Origin of the sequence: Planococcus maritimus, assembly GCF_001592825.1 — a bacterium.
GTDB classification, from domain to species: domain Bacteria; phylum Bacillota; class Bacilli; order Bacillales_A; family Planococcaceae; genus Planococcus; species Planococcus maritimus_C.
In genome coordinates this window covers 323753-339786 of the sequence record NZ_LTZG01000011.1, presented here as the reverse complement: position 1 = coordinate 339786, position 16034 = coordinate 323753, and the positions used below count along the sequence as shown (strand labels likewise).

Annotated in this window: 13 protein-coding genes; 10 read left to right on the top strand and 3 right to left on the bottom strand. The window is 51.6% G+C overall.

Annotated features, from left to right (window positions below; translation table 11 throughout):
* Positions 1–70: 70 nt before the first annotated feature.
* From AY633_RS10185 to AY633_RS10175, 3 genes are all read left to right on the top strand, one after another.
* Positions 71–1918, top strand: a complete 1848-nt coding sequence (locus tag AY633_RS10185; protein WP_068488311.1) for a bifunctional homocysteine S-methyltransferase/methylenetetrahydrofolate reductase — start codon at positions 71–73, stop codon at positions 1916–1918.
* The gene (gene metH / locus AY633_RS10180; RefSeq protein ID WP_068488312.1) at positions 1911–5348 is read left to right on the top strand and encodes a methionine synthase; all 3438 of its coding nucleotides are present in this window, start codon (positions 1911–1913) and stop codon (positions 5346–5348) included. Before AY633_RS10185 ends, metH begins: the two co-directional genes overlap by 8 nt.
* A gap of 298 nt (positions 5349–5646) precedes the next feature.
* On the top strand, positions 5647–6648 hold the full coding sequence (locus tag AY633_RS10175; RefSeq protein ID WP_068488262.1) for an LLM class flavin-dependent oxidoreductase: 1002 nt from the start codon (positions 5647–5649) through the stop codon (positions 6646–6648).
* A gap of 228 nt (positions 6649–6876) precedes the next feature.
* On the opposite strand, the gene AY633_RS10170 is transcribed toward AY633_RS10175, so the two are convergent.
* Complete coding sequence (locus AY633_RS10170) at positions 6877–7851, bottom strand: cation diffusion facilitator family transporter (RefSeq protein WP_068488261.1); 975 nt, start codon at positions 7849–7851, stop codon at positions 6877–6879.
* Positions 7852–8097: 246 nt separating this feature from the next.
* Here AY633_RS10170 and AY633_RS10165 point away from each other — a divergent pair, with 246 nt between their 5' ends.
* The 4 genes from AY633_RS10165 (at position 8098) to AY633_RS10150 (ending at position 12194) form a co-directional block, all read left to right on the top strand.
* Positions 8098–9081: a F510_1955 family glycosylhydrolase gene (locus AY633_RS10165; protein ID WP_068488260.1), complete on the top strand. Its 984-nt coding sequence runs from the start codon at positions 8098–8100 to the stop codon at positions 9079–9081.
* 115 nt (positions 9082–9196) lie between these two features.
* The gene (locus tag AY633_RS10160; protein ID WP_068488259.1) at positions 9197–10150 is read left to right on the top strand and encodes a YncE family protein; all 954 of its coding nucleotides are present in this window, start codon (positions 9197–9199) and stop codon (positions 10148–10150) included.
* Positions 10151–10152: 2 nt separating this feature from the next.
* Positions 10153–10824 carry a response regulator transcription factor gene (locus tag AY633_RS10155; protein ID WP_171900947.1) on the top strand — a complete coding sequence of 224 codons (672 nt, stop codon included), beginning with the start codon at positions 10153–10155 and terminating at the stop codon, positions 10822–10824.
* Positions 10821–12194, top strand: coding sequence for a sensor histidine kinase (locus AY633_RS10150; protein WP_068488257.1), 1374 nt, complete (start codon positions 10821–10823; stop codon positions 12192–12194). Before AY633_RS10155 ends, AY633_RS10150 begins: the two co-directional genes overlap by 4 nt.
* A gap of 39 nt (positions 12195–12233) precedes the next feature.
* Here AY633_RS10150 and AY633_RS10145 read toward each other — a convergent pair whose 3' ends face one another.
* Entirely contained in the window at positions 12234–13715 is a 1482-nt protein-coding gene (locus AY633_RS10145) for a phytoene desaturase family protein (protein ID WP_068488256.1), read from the bottom strand.
* Between the two features lie 59 nt (positions 13716–13774).
* Entirely contained in the window at positions 13775–14104 is a 330-nt protein-coding gene (locus tag AY633_RS10140; RefSeq protein WP_068488255.1) for a four-helix bundle copper-binding protein, read from the bottom strand.
* 169 nt (positions 14105–14273) lie between these two features.
* On the opposite strand from AY633_RS10140, the gene AY633_RS10135 reads away from it, so the two are divergent.
* The 3 genes from AY633_RS10135 to AY633_RS10125 all read left to right on the top strand — a co-directional run bounded on the left by AY633_RS10135 (position 14274) and on the right by AY633_RS10125 (position 15985).
* Positions 14274–14828 (top strand): GNAT family N-acetyltransferase, encoded by a 555-nt coding sequence (locus tag AY633_RS10135; RefSeq protein ID WP_068488254.1) that lies wholly within the window; start codon positions 14274–14276, stop codon positions 14826–14828.
* A 92-nt stretch (positions 14829–14920) separates the two neighbouring features.
* Entirely contained in the window at positions 14921–15211 is a 291-nt protein-coding gene (locus tag AY633_RS10130; RefSeq protein ID WP_068488253.1) for a DUF5316 family protein, read from the top strand.
* Between the two features lie 15 nt (positions 15212–15226).
* On the top strand, positions 15227–15985 hold the full coding sequence (locus tag AY633_RS10125) for a class I SAM-dependent methyltransferase (protein ID WP_068488252.1): 759 nt from the start codon (positions 15227–15229) through the stop codon (positions 15983–15985).
* Positions 15986–16034: the final 49 nt, after the last annotated feature.

The window sequence follows — 16034 nt, the reverse complement described above, 5'->3', positions numbered from 1 at the left end:
CATGGAAGGCTTTTTTTGTTTCATATCGATGCGTCCGCAGCTGCATGGTAAACGAGATGGAGGAGGACGAATCATGTTATTAGACGAACTGAACAAACGGATGCTGACGGCAGATGGGGCCATGGGGACACTGCTGTACTCGTACGGCATCGAATATTGCAACGAGGAATTGAATATCCAGCGCCCGGAAGTGATCGAGAAAATCCACCGCGACTATATCGCAGCCGGGGCGGACATTATCCAAACGAACACATACGGGGCAAACGCCCATAAACTAGCGCGCTACGGGCTAGAAGATCAGGTAAAGGCGATCAATAAAGCAGCAATCGCCATCGCCAATAAAGCTGCAAAAGACGGCGGGCAGTTTGTGCTCGGTACGATCGGCGGCATTCGCGGCATCCGCCAAAGCGATGCGACATTAGACGAAATCGTCGCCATGGTCGACCAGCAAGCGCAGCACCTGTTATCCGGCGACCCGGACGGTTTATTGCTCGAGACGTATTATGATTTCGAGGAACTCGCAGCGACCGTTACCCATTTAAAGAAATTGACCGACGCGCCGCTCATCGCCCAGTTGTCGATGCACGAACCGGGCATTTTGCAAAATGGCATGAGCTTGAACGAAGGATTAAGACGTCTTGACGCACTGGGCGCAGAAATTGTCGGCGTCAACTGTCGCCTCGGCCCGCATCACACCATCCAGGCATTCGAAGGCGTTGAACTGCCGGAAAAAGCATTTTTATCCGCTTATCCGAACGCCTCACTCCTCGATATCGAAGACGGGCGCATTGTCTACGAATCAGAAGCCGATTATTTCGGCCGAGCGGCGCTGCTGTTGCGAGAAGAAGGCGTGAGACTCATCGGCGGTTGTTGCGGCACGACGCCGAAACATGTCGAAGCGGTCAAAAAACGCATCGGTCACTTGCAGCCGATCACTGAAAAGAAAGTCGAAGAGAAAAAGCCGATTGTCATTCGCGAAGCAGAAGCTTTAAAGGACAAGCCTTTACATGAAAAAGCGAAAACCGAGCGAACGATCATCGTCGAGTTGGATACACCACGCCATTTGGAAATCGATAAATTTCTCGAAGGGTCTAAAGCATTGGACGCAGAAGGCATCGATGCCATCACGATGGCCGATAATTCACTCGCCTCGCCGCGTATCAGCAATATGGCGATGGGCTCGATCCTCAAGCATCAGCAAGATGTCAGACCTCTTGCGCATATTACGTGCCGCGACCGCAATTTGATCGGCCTGCAATCGCATTTAATGGGGCTCGACGCACTGGGCATCCACGATATACTCGCCGTTACGGGAGATCCGACCAAAGTCGGCGATTTCCCGGGAGCGACGAGCGTTTATGACGTGTCGAGCCTGGAATTGATCCAACTTATCAAAAAGCTCAACGAAGGCATTTCATTTTCCGGCAAACCGTTGCGGAAAAAAGCGAATTTCTCGGTCGCCGCGGCATTCAATCCGAACGTCCGTGTCGTCGAGCGTGCAGTCGCGAGGCTTGAGAAGAAAATTGAAGCCGGGGCGGATTATTTCATTTCACAACCGGTCTATACGAAAGAGAAAATCATCGAAATCCATGAGGCGACAAAGCATCTCGAAACACCGATTTTCCTCGGAGTCATGCCGCTGACGAGCATCCGCAGCGCCGATTTTCTACACAACGAAGTGCCCGGCATCAAATTGTCGGAAGAGGCACTGGTTCGCATGCGTGCTTGCGGCGATGATAAAGAGAAAGCGACGGCAGAAGGCATTCAAATTGCGAAAGAATTAATCGATACGGCAGCGGAATTGTTCCACGGCATTTATTTGATCACGCCATTTGTGCGTTATGACATGACAGTGGAATTGATCCGCTATATCCGACAATTAGATTTAGAGAAAGCGAGCGATCGTGCATATGCCTAAACATGTAATTGAACAGCAACTGGAAAAACGCATCTTGGTCATAGACGGCGCGATGGGCACGATGATTCAAAATGCGGATTTGTCCGCAGAAGATTTCGGTGGAGAGCAATACGATGGCTGCAATGAGTACTTGAATATCGTCCGCCCCGATGTCTTAGAAGGGGTGCACGATGCGTATTTAGAAGCGGGCGCAGACATCATTTGCACAAACACATTCGGCGGCACGCCGGTCGTCTTGGATGAGTATGGGCTCGGCCATCGGGCAGCGGAAATCAATCAAAAAGCGGTCGAAATCGCGAAAAAAAGCCAAGCGAAATACTCGACGCCGGAATGGCCACGCTTTGTGGCGGGGGCGCTTGGGCCGACGACGAAAACCTTGTCGGTGACAGGCGGCATCACATTCGACGCATTAAAAGCCGATTTTCAAGTGCAGGCGAAAGCCTTGATTGAAGGGGGCGCGGATCTTCTGCTTTTGGAGACAAGCCAAGATATGCTAAACGTCAAAGCGGCGACCATTGCGATACATGATGCCTTTGAAGAAACCGGCGTGGAATTACCGGTGATGATTTCAGGGACCATTGAACCGATGGGCACGACACTTGCCGGACAGACGATTGAAGCGTTTTATGTGTCGATCGAACACATCAAGCCGTTGTCGGTCGGATTGAACTGTGCGACAGGGCCGGAGTTCATGACCGATCATTTGCGTTCACTATCGGAATTATCGACAGGTTTTGTCAGCTGTTACCCGAACGCTGGGCTGCCGGATGAGGAAGGGCATTACCACGAGACGCCGGAATCCTTGTCGAAAAAACTGCGCGGCTTTGCTGAAAAAGGCTGGCTCAATGTCGTCGGCGGCTGTTGTGGCACGACGCCTGCGCATATTGCGGCAGTGCGTGAAGCGGTCGATGGGCTCGCGCCGCGCGAGCGCAAAGACACGAGTCATGGACATGTCATTTCGGGAATTGAAGTGCTTGAATACGATGAATCGATGCGCCCATTATTTGTCGGCGAACGCACGAATGTGATCGGTTCGCGCAAATTCAAGCGGCTCATTATTGAAGGGAAGTTCGAAGAAGCGGCGGAAATTGCGCGTGCGCAAGTGAAGAACGGGGCGCATGTCATCGATATTTGCCTGGCCAACCCGGACCGCGACGAACTTGAAGACATGGCGGCGTTCATGCAAGAAGTCGTCAAAAAAGTAAAAGTGCCGCTTGTCATCGATTCTACGGATGAAGAGGTCATCGAAGCGTCGCTGAAATTTTCCCAAGGCAAAGCGATTATCAACTCGATCAATTTGGAAGACGGCGAAGAACGTTTTGATGCGGTTATGCCGCTTGTGAAAAAATACGGTGCATCGGTCGTCGTCGGCACCATTGACGAAGTCGGCATGGCGGTCACGCGCGAGCGCAAACTTGAAATTGCGGAACGCTCGTATCAATTGCTCACGGAAAAATGGGGAATCGCCCCGGAAGACATTATTTTCGATCCGCTCGTGTTCCCGGTTGGAACGGGTGATGAGCAGTACATCGGCTCGGCACTCGAAACAGTCGAAGGCATCCGTTTGATTAAGGAAAAGTTGCCGCGCGCCTTAACGATTCTCGGAGTATCGAACGTATCATTCGGTTTGCCACCGGTCGGCCGTGAAGTGCTAAATGCCGTTTATCTCTACCATTGCACGCAAGCAGGACTTGATTATGCCATCGTTAATACCGAAAAGCTCGAGCGCTTTGCGTCGATTCCAAAAGAAGAAGTGAAGATGGCGGAAGAGTTATTATTCGAGACGACCGATCAAAACTTGGCGGACTTCACGGATTTTTACCGCGACAAGAAAAAGGAAAAAACCGAGGACGATATTCCAGACACCGTGCCGGAGCGCCTCGCTTACTATATTTTAGAAGGCACAAAGGAAGGGCTTATCCCGGATCTTGATAAAGCACGGGAGTCGTACGAAGATCCGCTCGAGATTATCAATGGGCCGCTTATGGAAGGCATGGCTGAAGTCGGCCGCTTGTTCAACGACAATCAATTGATCGTTGCGGAAGTGCTGCAAAGTGCAGGCGTCATGAAAGCGGCGGTATCGTATCTCGAAGGCTTTATGGAAAAGAAAGCGGATGATAGCGGGAAAGGCAAAGTCATCCTTGCGACCGTCAAAGGCGACGTTCACGACATCGGCAAAAACCTGGTCGACATCATCTTGTCGAACAACGGCTTTAAAGTAATCGACATCGGCATCAAAGTGACACCCGCCGCACTCATCGAAGTGATTCGTAAAGAACAGCCGGACATCATTGGCTTGTCAGGCTTGCTCGTGAAATCTGCCAAGCAAATGGTGCTGACAGCGCAGGATTTCCGTGAAGCCGATATTGATGTGCCGATTTTAGTCGGAGGTGCGGCTTTGTCCCGACGCTTTACCGAAACGAAAATCGCCGCGGAATACAACGGGCCGGTCATTTACGCAAAAGACGCCATGCAAGGGCTGGACCTCGCGAACCGACTGCAAAGCGGCGCCGGAAAAGCGGTCCTGCTCGAAGAACTTGGCGCCCAACAGGAAAAACGCCAAGCGCAAGATGCGGCGCGTGCCGAAAAAGGCGCTGTCGCCATTTTGGAAAAGCCGGTCAAGACCGTTCGCGAAGATGCGCCTGTTTACGTGCCGAACGATTTGCGGCGCCATGTGCTGAAAGATTATTCGGTGGCGCATCTGTACCCATACGTCAATATGCGCACATTGATCGGCCACCACTTAGGTTTGCGCGGCTATAGCGACAAACTCTTGCAGCAAGGCGACACGCGGGCCGTAGAATTGCACGAGCTCGCGACGAAGTTTCTCCAGTCAGGAATTTTGAAGCCAGCGGGGATGTATCAGTTTTTCCCGGCACAATCAGACGGCGACGATGTCATCATTTACGACCCAAAAGACGCCAAAACGGAAATTGAACGCTTCACCTTCCCGCGCCAAACGAAAGCGCCGTTTCTCTGTCTCGCCGATTACTTGAAATCAACCGAGAGCGGCGAAATGGATTATGTCGCGTTCATGCAAGTAACGGCAGGGCACGGCGTACGTGCGGAAGCAACGCGTTTGAAAGAAGCAGGGAAATTTCTCGAAAGCCATGCGCTGCAGGCAACGGCTTTGGAGTTGGCAGAAGGATTCGCCGAACGCCTGCACCAGGAAATCCGCGACCAATGGGGCTTCCCCGATGCGACCGACTTCTCGATGCGCGACCGGTTCGCGGCAAAATACCAAGGCCAGCGTTTTTCGTTCGGCTACCCGGCTTGCCCGAATCTGGAAGACCAGGCCAAACTGTTTGGCCTCATCAAACCGGAAGACATCGGTGTGCACTTGACAGAAGAATTCATGATGGACCCGGAAGCATCGGTATCAGCCATCGTCTTCGCCCACCCGGACGCCCGTTATTTCAATGTAGAATAAAGAGAACGGAGCCAGGGAAACCATGGCTCCGTTTTTTGAATTGGATAATTAACGTCAATGTGGCTTTCCGAAGTAATGGGCAGCATTATTGAGCAGAAGGTTTTACGGGCAGACACTTCTCCAAGCCACTTGGCCTTGTCATTGATGTTCGAGTCTGTAAGGGTACCTGCTATGTAATGAGTATAAGTAGTCACTCCTTCTTCAATAATCTGAAAATCAACATGAAATCAGTGGGCCGTTTTTTCTAAGGGCTCAAGTGGTATGATGGAGGATAGAGAGTTAAAGGAGGTGCGGACGGATGACCGTCTTGAATATTTTAGATTACTCGCCGATTGATGAAGGCGAAACGGCAGCTTCCGCGCTCCGTTCAACGGCAGAACTGGCAAAACTCGCCGACCGTTCCGGTTTTAAACGCTACTGGGTCGCAGAACACCATCAAGTGTTTTCAGTCGCAGGCAGCTCGCCGGAAATGCTCATGATGCATTTAGCGACGCTCACTGAACGCATCCGCATCGGGTCAGGCGGGGTCATGTTGCCGCATTACAGCGCTTATAAAGTGGCGGAGAACTTTCGCATGCTCGAAGCGCTGCACCCGGACCGGATCGACCTTGGCATTGGGCGCTCGCCGAGTTTTCGGCTCGTCAACCAAGCGCTCAATGAGTCCAAAGGCAAGCGCGTTCCTTACGCCCAGCAGCTGATCGATTTGGAGAAATACTTTACCGATGAAGTCGACAATGAACACCGTTTCCAAAAGCTAACAGCGACGCCGATCACCGAAACTGCGCCAGAATTATGGCTGCTCGGCACGGGCGAAGGATCAGCGAAACTTGCGGCGGAACGGGGGATGGCTTATGCCTATGCCCATTTTGCGCGCCCGGAACAAGCGGGCATTGAGGCGATCAAACGCTACCGGGAAAGCTTTGTCCCGTCCCAGTTGCGCGAACAGCCGCATGTCGCCTTAGCTGTTTTCGCCATTGTCGGCGAGACGGAAGAGCAAGCGGAACAGCTCGCCAAAGCATTTGATTTGTGGCTCTTGTTTGTCGAATCGGATTTCCAGCCGCCGTATTACCCGTCGGTTGAAACCGCTGAGAAGCGGCGTCTCAGTGCAGCGGAACAAGAACGCGTCGAGCGCAACCGCAGCCGCATGCTCATCGGCACAGCCGAACAAGTCAAGCAGCAGATTGAAGCGGTGGCCGATCAATTCGGAGCTGACGAAATCACCATCATCCCGAATATCGCGGGGCATCAAGCGCGCATGAACACCATCCGGCTATTAGCGGATGCATTTGAGTTGAATTGACTGTAGGAAATTATGTCCCAAAAGAAAGCCGCCAGGAATTTTCCTGGCGGCTTTTCAGAGTGTTGAAGAAGTCCATAGTGCACTCTCAATTATGAAAGAGAGAACCTTTTTTATATCCTACAATTATTGACCTCTCTAAGTATTTGGAGAAGCGTTCGCTCACAAACCCTTCTGCTCAATAATGCTGCGCATTATTTTCGCAAAGATAATGTCTCCCGTAGGTCGACCTTATCTTTCCTGCGGCTTAGTCCACGTGGCTTTGCCATCGTCTTCATCAAACTCGATAATGACGTCTGTCACATTTTTTATGTTTTCTTTTAGTTTTTCTTCGATATAATCCCGGATATCGTCTGCTTCTTCAATGGTCATCGCTGAATCGACTTCGACGCGAAGTTCGATGTGAAGGCTATCTCCTTCTTTAATGGCATGGAGATCCTGAATATCCTGAATGTGTGGATGTTCCATGAGTTTCGTGCCAATGCGTGCCTGTAAATCAAGATCTGCCACACCGAGTACGCCGGCTGCATTATCCAGGAAAATGCGGCCAACGACGATCACGAGTGAAACCCCGATAATAATGGAGGCATAGCCGGTAGCGCTGTGGAACGGCGTATAAGTGGAAATGACAATCGCCACTAGCGCCAATAAGGCACCTCCAACCGCTACGTTATCTTCCAGGAACACCAGCTTAGTGGCTGGTTTTGCTTCTTTGACGTGCTTATAGCTCATCGGAATGATCTTAAAGCCGCTGATCTGTTCTTTCGGCAAATGTTCCGTGATTTCTTTCATCGCTTTGTAGAGGACAAATGCTTCAAGAATGGCCGCCGTGCCCAGTACGCCAATATTCAACCAGAACCAATCCTCGCTATGTACCGCATTGGAAATATGGTGAATCCCTTCGACAATCGTTTCATAGGCCAGTACCCCAACGACTAGGACAGCCCCTAGCAACACAAGGTTTACCAAACGTCCGAAGCCGCCTGGAAACCGTTCTGTTGGCTCTTTTTTGCTGAGCGCGGAACCGATGAAAACAAAGAATTGGTTCGCGGCATCACCGAAACTGTGCATCATTTCGGCAAACATCGCGACATTTCCCGTGATAAGATAGGCAGCCGTTTTGATGATGGCGACAACGGTATTGATAATGGCGGCCCATAAAGCGGATTGAGATCCAAATTTCAGCAATCCAATCAGTTCTCTCATAAAGATCCAGCTCCTTTCATGAAATTATTTTTACCCAATTGTATTCCCTGTATCGCTGTCTTGAAACGTAAAGACAGATGTGGATGTTAAGAGAACTTGTGCTAAACGATGTATTGGCGATGGACAATGGGCGTCAGGAATCGGCGGTGAAGTTGTGACAGTACTGCATCATTCTGCTCAATTAGTTGACCTTTCACATGGGCCGTGAAAGGATAGAAATAATATATGAGAGAGGAAGATCGAGCGATGAAAAAAACTTGGATATGGCCGGTCATGGCAGCTGGGCTACTCATTTCAGCATGTGGTGCAGAAACGAGCCAAGAGACATCTGAAGAGACACCAGAGTCAGCAGAATCCACCGAACAAACAGAAATACAAACAGCTGTGGACAGTGAAGCAATGGAGCTAGAAGTGCCGTTCGACGGTACCATGGATCATGTACATGGCATGGGCTATATCGAAGAAAACGGTGGCTTGTATTTCGCATCACATGAAGGCTTAAAAGTATACCGCGGTGGTGAATGGACAGAAATCGAAGACCAATACCATGATTTTATGGGTTTTAACGCGACCTCAACCGGTTTTGTTTCGTCAGGACATCCTGACATGCAATCCGGCATGAAAAACCCGCTCGGCATCAAACGCAGTGACGACGGAGGCGAAACTTTCGAAGATCTTGGATTTGAAGGAGAAACAGATTTCCATGAAATGGCCGTTTCTTACAACAATAACAATTTGTTCGTTTTCAATCCGCAGCCGAATTCCAAACTGGCTGCCGGCTTCCATCGGAGCGACGATGCGGGAAAAACCTGGCAACAGACAGCGGCAGAAGGTTTAGACGGGAAAGTAGCCTATCTCGCGATGCATCCCGATGATTCGATGATGATCGCCGCGGCATCGAACCAGGGAATTTTTTGGTCGGAAGACGGCGGCGAGAGTTTTTCACGCATCACAGAAGACGAACTCGGGACCGCCGCATTTTTCAGTGAAGACGCACTTTATTACGGCACATATAGTGAAGACGCGAAACTCGTGAAACGTGACCTGTCAGGGGATGAGCAGGAAATTTCCTTGCCGGACATGACTGAAGACGGCGTTGTTTACATCGCGCAGTATCCAAAAAAGCCGGAGCAGCTGGCGATTTATACAGCCAAAGGCCATGCTTGGATGACACAGGACGCTGGTGACAACTGGACACAAATGTTAAATGCGGGGCAAGTGCAGCAATAATGCTTAAACCGGAAGGCGTGCCTTCCGGTTTTTTACTGTCTACAGGACGGATTTCAAATGGATTTCACAATTTCGGTGTATACTTTCATCAGCAATTGAAAAAGGGTGAGGGATTATGAAGCGTTGGATCGCCGGGCTGTTGCTGGTGGCATTGCTTGCGGGCTGTACGGAGAAAGAATTATATGTGTTTCCGGATGACGGGGGAGAGCTGATTGTCGTGGCGCATTTAAAGCAGCCGCTGTTAACGATTATCGATGCAGATTCTGAAGACATCATCGGGGAATTGGAATTGCCGTTTATCGCGTCGGACATGGCGATGGTCAACGGTCGGCTCGTGTTGTCGTCAGTAGAAGAAGAGCAATTGTACGCATTCGATTTCGAGACGCAAGCGCTTGAAGCCATAGGAGAAGTCGGCCTGGGCATTTCGAAACTTTTAGAAGTGGACGGCGAGTTGTACGCGGCGCACGCGACAGAAGACCGCGTGTCGAGAATTTCAGTCGAGCCATTTGCGGTCGAAGCAATAGCCGAAACGGATGAACATCCGCAAAGCTTGGCGTACGGAGATGGCCAAATCTTTGTCGCGAATGTCTACGGCCACAGCGTGCAAGCATTGGATCCGAAAACATTGGACATCACGGAGAGCCACCACATCATCGACCGGCCAAACGGAATCGCCTATACGGATGGCCAATTATTGGTTGGCGGGCATGGTCCGAACGGTGAATTGAACCGGGAAGTGGTCCGTTATTCGCTGGCAGATGAAAAAATAACGGAGCGCATCGAAGTCGGCTTGATGCCGATTGACGTGCTGTCAGGCGAAGATGCCTTTTACGTTTTGAACCACGGTTCGCACGAAGTCGTCGCGCTCGATGAGGATCTTGAAGAACAAGGCAGGCTTTCTGTCGCGGGCAATCCGTATTATGGCGCGCTCTCCGACAGCCGCTTATACATCAGCAGTCTTGACGGCGACATCATCACGGTCATCGATACGGATGACTTCGAAAAGCTATCCGAAATCCCTGTATCCTCGGGTCCGCACGCACTGGCTGTAAGGGAGGCACAGCGATGAACATTCTCGTAATCGACGATGAACAGACGATGCGCGATTTGCTTTCACGGACATTAAAGGATGCCGGTTATTCGGTCTTACAGGCGCCGACTGGCGAATTGGGCATCGAGAAAATCCGATCAGAGACTGTCGACTTTGTCATTTTGGATATCATGATGGCCGGGCAGGACGGCTTTACGATATGCCGACGGGTGAGGGAGTTTTCGGAGGTGCCGATTTTGATGCTGACGGCGATTGCCGGCAGCGAAGCCGATAAAATCAAAGGGCTGCGTGCCGGCGCCGATGATTATTTGATCAAGCCGTTCAGCCGCGGCGAATTGCTCGCGCGCATCGAAGCGATTTTGAGGCGCACAAAAGGGGCGTCTTTTAAACCGGAGCCGGTTCTGAGCAATGGCCGCATTGAATTGAATGAAGCCATGCGCCAAGTGACGGCGGATGGCAAGGGGGTCACGCTCACCCGCAAGGAATTTGATTTATTGGCCTTATTTTTGGCGCATACCGGGCAAGTATTCTCACGCGAGCAATTGATGGAAAAGTTATGGGGCGAGCAAGCCTTGAATGTCACGACACGCACCGTGGACACCCACATCAAGACTTTACGCATCAAGCTCGGCGATGCCGGTTCTGCGATCGAGACGGTGTGGGGCCTCGGCTATAAGGTGGTGGCGGAATGACGGGCATCAATGCGAAACTATGGTGGTTGTTCGCCGGCATTAGTGCTGCGGGTCTTGCGCTTTTGGCCTTTGCAGCGATTTCGGTATACGAGGCAGTCTATGTCGATAGCGAACGCACACAACTCGTGGAGATGGCGGAGGCATTGGCAAATACCTATCAAAACGACGGGCAATCGCTTGATGCCATCCATTCATTTTTGGATGAAGCGGGATTGGATGCGGTGACCGTTGACGATCCGATGGTGCTCGGCTCGGCATTGCCGCTGCAGGCGCCTGAAGAAGATGTCGTCATCACATTCAGGGAGCGCGAGCGTTTGTCACAAGGAGAGACGGTCATCATCGAACGCCAGAATGCCTACCTCGGTTCGGATTTGATCGGTGCTGCGGTACCGGTGCTCACTGGCAGTGAATTGACGGCCGTTGCGCTGGTTTACCGGCCGGTATCCGATTTATTGCAGGCGTTCCTCAATGTTTTGCCGGTGCTCCTAACAGCGGGGATCTTGGCGCTCGGTGTGTTATTGCTGATCCGTCGGCAAATTCAAATCGACTACACCGCACCTCTTGAAGCACTCGAAGCTTCTGCCGAACGCATGGCTGTAGGACATTTCGAAGGAAGCACAGGCGTCACGGCCGATAATGAAGTCGGGGAGCTGGCGCGTTCATTTGAGAAGATGGCCGCTTCAATCCAAGCGCAAGACGACGATAAACGCGAATTTCTGCAAAACGTCTCGCACGAATTACGGACGCCGCTCAGCTATATTAAAGGCTATAGCGAACTGCTCCAACAGCCTGCTGATGACCAGGCGGAAATCGCCGCGATTGTGTACAGCGAATCGGAACGTATGGAGCGGCTCGTCAATCAATTGCTCGATTTAACGAGGCTTGAAGGCGGCACCGGGCAATTGAAGAGCGAATTGCTCGCTTTGGCTGAAATCGTCCGGGAAGCGGCCGGAAAAACCGAAGTGAAATGGCGCAAAAAGAAGCTCCGCGTCCGAGCGGAACTGGACGAAGAATTATTGATCAAGGGCGATGGCGACCGGCTCCTGCAAGTGCTCATCAACTTGCTCGATAATGCGATCGCCTATACCGATCCAGCAGGCGAGATTTTGGTTCGGCTATCGGATGCCAACGGAGAAGCGTTGCTTGAAGTCATCGATTCAGGAGTAGGCATTGCGCAAGAACATTTGCCACATATAGCCGAACGCTTTTATCGTGCCGATAAAGGACGTAGCCGGACAGGCGGCGGGGCTGGCATTGGCCTGTCGATTGTCCGCGAAATTATCGAATTGCACGGCGGTACGCTAGCAATCGATTCTACCATCGGCCAGGGCACGAACGTCAGCATCCGCTTGCCGAAACAGGATATATAACACACAACACCCGCCTTCGAGTTGGAAGGCGGGTGTTTTTTAGGTCAGCAAAGCTTTTCCGGAAATCGAACGCGCGCAATGGATGCCGCTCGCCGCGACACCAATCGTGCCGCCGCCCGGAAAGATATGGTCGCCGGTCAAATACAGTTCCGGCAAGCCGCTATGATGCGAAATGGACTTGAATAAGGCAGCATCCAAAGTTTGCGCGAAGCCGCCCACATAGCCATTCGGCCGCCCGGTATAATGCTGCCAGGCAAACGGCGCACCGCTTTCGAAATGGACGATCGCGGAGCGGAAGCCTGGGATATGCTGTTCGATCAACTCGAGCATGCGCTCTGAAAGCTCGGTGCGCATCGCTTCGTACTCTTCTTGCGACTGCCAGTGATGAGGTCTGGAGTGCGTCGAGATGGTCACGGTCTGGAAACCTTCAGGTGCGCGCAACCGGTCATCCGGGCGCGAAGCCGACATGAAGAAATGATGCCCTTCGTCCATGGCCGCACCGCTCGAAAGCTGGCGGAATTCCGGAAGCGGCTCGGTGAGTTTTCCCGCATCGATCGCCAAGTACAAAGTCAAAGTCGTCCAGGTTTCGGTTTCGATGCCATCTTGCAAAGGGCGTTTCAAGCGGTGATGATAATCGACCGGCAATAACTCGGTCAATAACTGAATCGGCGCATTGAAGACGACAGCATCTGCTTCATAGGTATTGCCCCGCTGGTCGCTGGCATGCCAGACGCCATTTTGGTGTTCAAGCGTCTGCACAGTACGGGGCTTTTTTACCTGGCCGCCGTTTTCTTTAATGCTGTCGGCCATCACTTCTGCGAAACGATACAGGCCGCCTGGAACGTAATACGCACCCTCGTGGTAGATGTCGAGCGCTACCGCCGCGAGCAAATACGAAACCTCTTCTGTCGTCGTCTGCATGCTGTCGATCAACAAACCATCGAGTACATGACGAAACGCATCGAGTTCGTGGAGGCCATGCTTTTTCAACACTTGACCGAGCGTCATCTTGAATTTGGGCAGCAGCTGCACATGGACAGGACGCAAAGCTTTCGTAAGCGCTCCCCATTCCCGCGCATTAGCAGGAGGCAATGCGGGAAGCGGTCCCATCAAGGTGCGGGTAATGCGCGCTGTTCTGTACAATTCCGCATAGAACGACAAGATTTTGGTTCGGTGTTCTGGAAATTGTGCGGCAAGTTCCCGCACATGCCTTCTGCGGTCTTTATGAAAAACGAACGTCCCCGCCGGATGGACCATTTCCATCACGCGTTCGAGCGGTTCGAGGTTCATCGGTTTTTCGAGATGGCGGAAGACGCGTTCGTGAATGCCGCCGGGTTCAAGCCCCATCCCAAGTGTTGCGCCAACTGGAAATAAATACGGCTTGCGCTGGTATTTTCCGGCGCAGCCACCGAGTTCTGCCGCAGCTTCGAGCACGGTTACGTCATAGCCTTCTTTGGCCAATAAGGATCCGGCCGTCAACCCGCCGATGCCGGCGCCGACGACCAATACGCGTTTTGTCATCTAGTCTCCTCATTTCTCCCATGAAAAAACGCCCGGCAACTCCGCCGGACGCGCTTTTGTTATGCCACTTGTCTGCACGCTTCTGCACATTTCAAGCAAGCTTCCGCGCATCTTTGGCAATGGTCATGGTCGTGTTTTTGGCATTCGTTGCCGCACGCTTCGCAAATCTCCGCACATACTTTCGCAAGTTGCGAAACGAATGGCGAGTTGCGTTCGATGGCTTGTGCCAAATACGCACACATGTCAGCGCATTCGCGGTCGAGCCGGATGCACTCCGCCATCATTTTTACATCGTCTTCTTTAAGGCACGCATCAAAGCAATGATTGCACGCCACCATGCAGTCATGGAGCGTACTGGATAATTCAGCGTGTTTTGCATGTTCTACCATTGTAAAAACCTCCTGCATGAATTGTAATGAATCGCTTACTTCTTGGATTTCCCAAATGACAGAAAATTAAACAAGAAAGACGAAATCCTTCATTCGGCAAAACGGTAAATTATCACCCGTACGGGAAGCTGGATATGCTACGCTGAGAGAAAGAAAAGGGGGATATTGGATGTTTGTTCATGTAGTAGATGAAGAGTTGGCGTTAAAATTAGTGGAACTGAGCGATGCAGAGCGGATCTTTGAATTGACTGACCGTTCGCGGCTGGCACTCAGGGAATGGCTGCCTTGGCTCGATCATACGAAAACCGTACAGGATACAAAAGATTTCATCCAGTCCGGCGCTGAAAGTTTTGCGCTCGGCAACAGCTTGAATTGTGCGATCGTCTATCGCGGCGAAATAGCAGGAATCGCCGGTTTCAACGAAATCGATGAAGCAAAAAAAACGGCTTATATCGGCTATTGGCTCGACACCGAATACCAGGGCAATGGCATCATGACAAGGGTAGCGGCAGCGTTGACGGATTATGCGCTAACAGAGCGAGGCCTCAACAAAGTCGAAATCCGTGCAGCGGCCGGCAATCACAAAAGCCGCAATATCCCTGTGCGCCTTGGCTTTACAGAAGAAGGCATAATTCGGCATGGCGAATGGCTGTACGATCACTTCGTCGACAGTGTCGTCTACGGCATGTTGAAATCGGAATGGCGTGCTGAAAACGGCAACTAAAGTTCCCGTATCTTTTTTTGCGCAATGTTTCCCACAGCCCTGCTCATTTAGTAAAATAAAGAGGAAACTAGAAATACAGGAGGAATACTATTATGAAACATTTTCTACTCGGCCTTGCCGTCTCAGGCCTTGTCGCACTTATCGCTTTCCTAGCGGATGACTGGTCGCTATTGTTCCCAATTGCGGGCGCTGTCGCTGTCATCGCACTCGTTTGGGCGGTCATTTCGTCCATCACAGCGGGTAAACAAGTGAAATCATCATTCAACACGAGCTCAGAACGCCGCCGGGCACAGCAGGCGCGCAACGCTAAAGTGAAAAACCTTGTGCTGTTCGCTCTGCCAAACTTAGTCTTGGCGCTTTACGGGTTGTTCATACTTTCTTAGGAAGAAGGGGATGTCATGCTTAGCTATTATAGTTCCTTGTCTGCGGAAGTGTACGACCTCGATAAGCCGATCGGTAAATCATTCGGCGATGTCGAGTTCTACAAAGAGCGGCTTGCCGGCAATGAAGGGCGCATTTTAGAACCCGCCGCAGGGACCGGGCGATTGCTCGTACCGCTCTTAGAAGACGGCCTGCATATCGACGGCTTCGACAGTTCATCTGAAATGCTCGATATTTGCCGCGGCCATTGCAAAGAACGCGGCTTGCATCCGAAATTATTCGAAGCGGATATGGAAACCTTCCGCATCGAGGTTGAATACGATGCCATCATTTTGCCAGCAGGCACATTCCAGTTGCTGGCGGGACGCGAACAGGCGATCAAAGCTTTGAAAAACTTCCGCAAGCATCTCTCGCCGGGTGGGCGTTTGCTCGTTGATCTGTATGTTCCGCAAGGCTTCGAGATTGACCGGCCGAAAACGCGGAGCTGGCAGACAAAAGCGGGTGAAGTCATCACCCTCGAGAGCAAGACCGTCGAAGTGGATTGGATCAAGCAATATTCGGTGTCGCACAACCGCTACGAAAAATGGCAAGGCGGCAAGCTCGTCCAGACCGAACTCGAACGCTTCCCGATGCGCTGGTACGGCGTCGAGGAATTTAAGCTACTACTCGGCAGTCAGGGCTTTGAAGACATCATCGTGTCGTCCAATTACGAATACGGGCAATATCCGAAAAACGCTCAGCATGCCATCACTTTTGAAGCCATTGCACATATTTAATGCACACAAGCTGTTTGGAGAAAATCCGAACAGCTTTTTGTCTGGCCGC

Excerpts from the sequence above, each read along its gene's own strand:
- AY633_RS10160 (WP_068488259.1), top strand. The coding sequence starts at position 9,197 with ATGAAGCGTTGGATCGCCGGGCTGTTGCTGGTGGCATTGCTTGCGGGC.
- AY633_RS10130 (WP_068488253.1), top strand. The coding sequence starts at position 14,921 with ATGAAACATTTTCTACTCGGCCTTGCCGTCTCAGGCCTTGTCGCACTT.
- AY633_RS10170 (WP_068488261.1), bottom strand. The coding sequence starts at position 7,851 with ATGAGAGAACTGATTGGATTGCTGAAATTTGGATCTCAATCCGCTTTA.
- AY633_RS10150 (WP_068488257.1), top strand. The coding sequence starts at position 10,821 with ATGACGGGCATCAATGCGAAACTATGGTGGTTGTTCGCCGGCATTAGT.
- AY633_RS10145 (WP_068488256.1), bottom strand. The coding sequence starts at position 13,715 with ATGACAAAACGCGTATTGGTCGTCGGCGCCGGCATCGGCGGGTTGACG.
- AY633_RS10165 (WP_068488260.1), top strand. The coding sequence starts at position 8,098 with ATGAAAAAAACTTGGATATGGCCGGTCATGGCAGCTGGGCTACTCATT.
- AY633_RS10140 (WP_068488255.1), bottom strand. The coding sequence starts at position 14,104 with ATGGTAGAACATGCAAAACACGCTGAATTATCCAGTACGCTCCATGAC.
- AY633_RS10175 (WP_068488262.1), top strand. The coding sequence starts at position 5,647 with ATGACCGTCTTGAATATTTTAGATTACTCGCCGATTGATGAAGGCGAA.
- AY633_RS10125 (WP_068488252.1), top strand. The coding sequence starts at position 15,227 with ATGCTTAGCTATTATAGTTCCTTGTCTGCGGAAGTGTACGACCTCGAT.
- metH (WP_068488312.1), top strand. The coding sequence starts at position 1,911 with ATGCCTAAACATGTAATTGAACAGCAACTGGAAAAACGCATCTTGGTC.
- AY633_RS10135 (WP_068488254.1), top strand. The coding sequence starts at position 14,274 with ATGTTTGTTCATGTAGTAGATGAAGAGTTGGCGTTAAAATTAGTGGAA.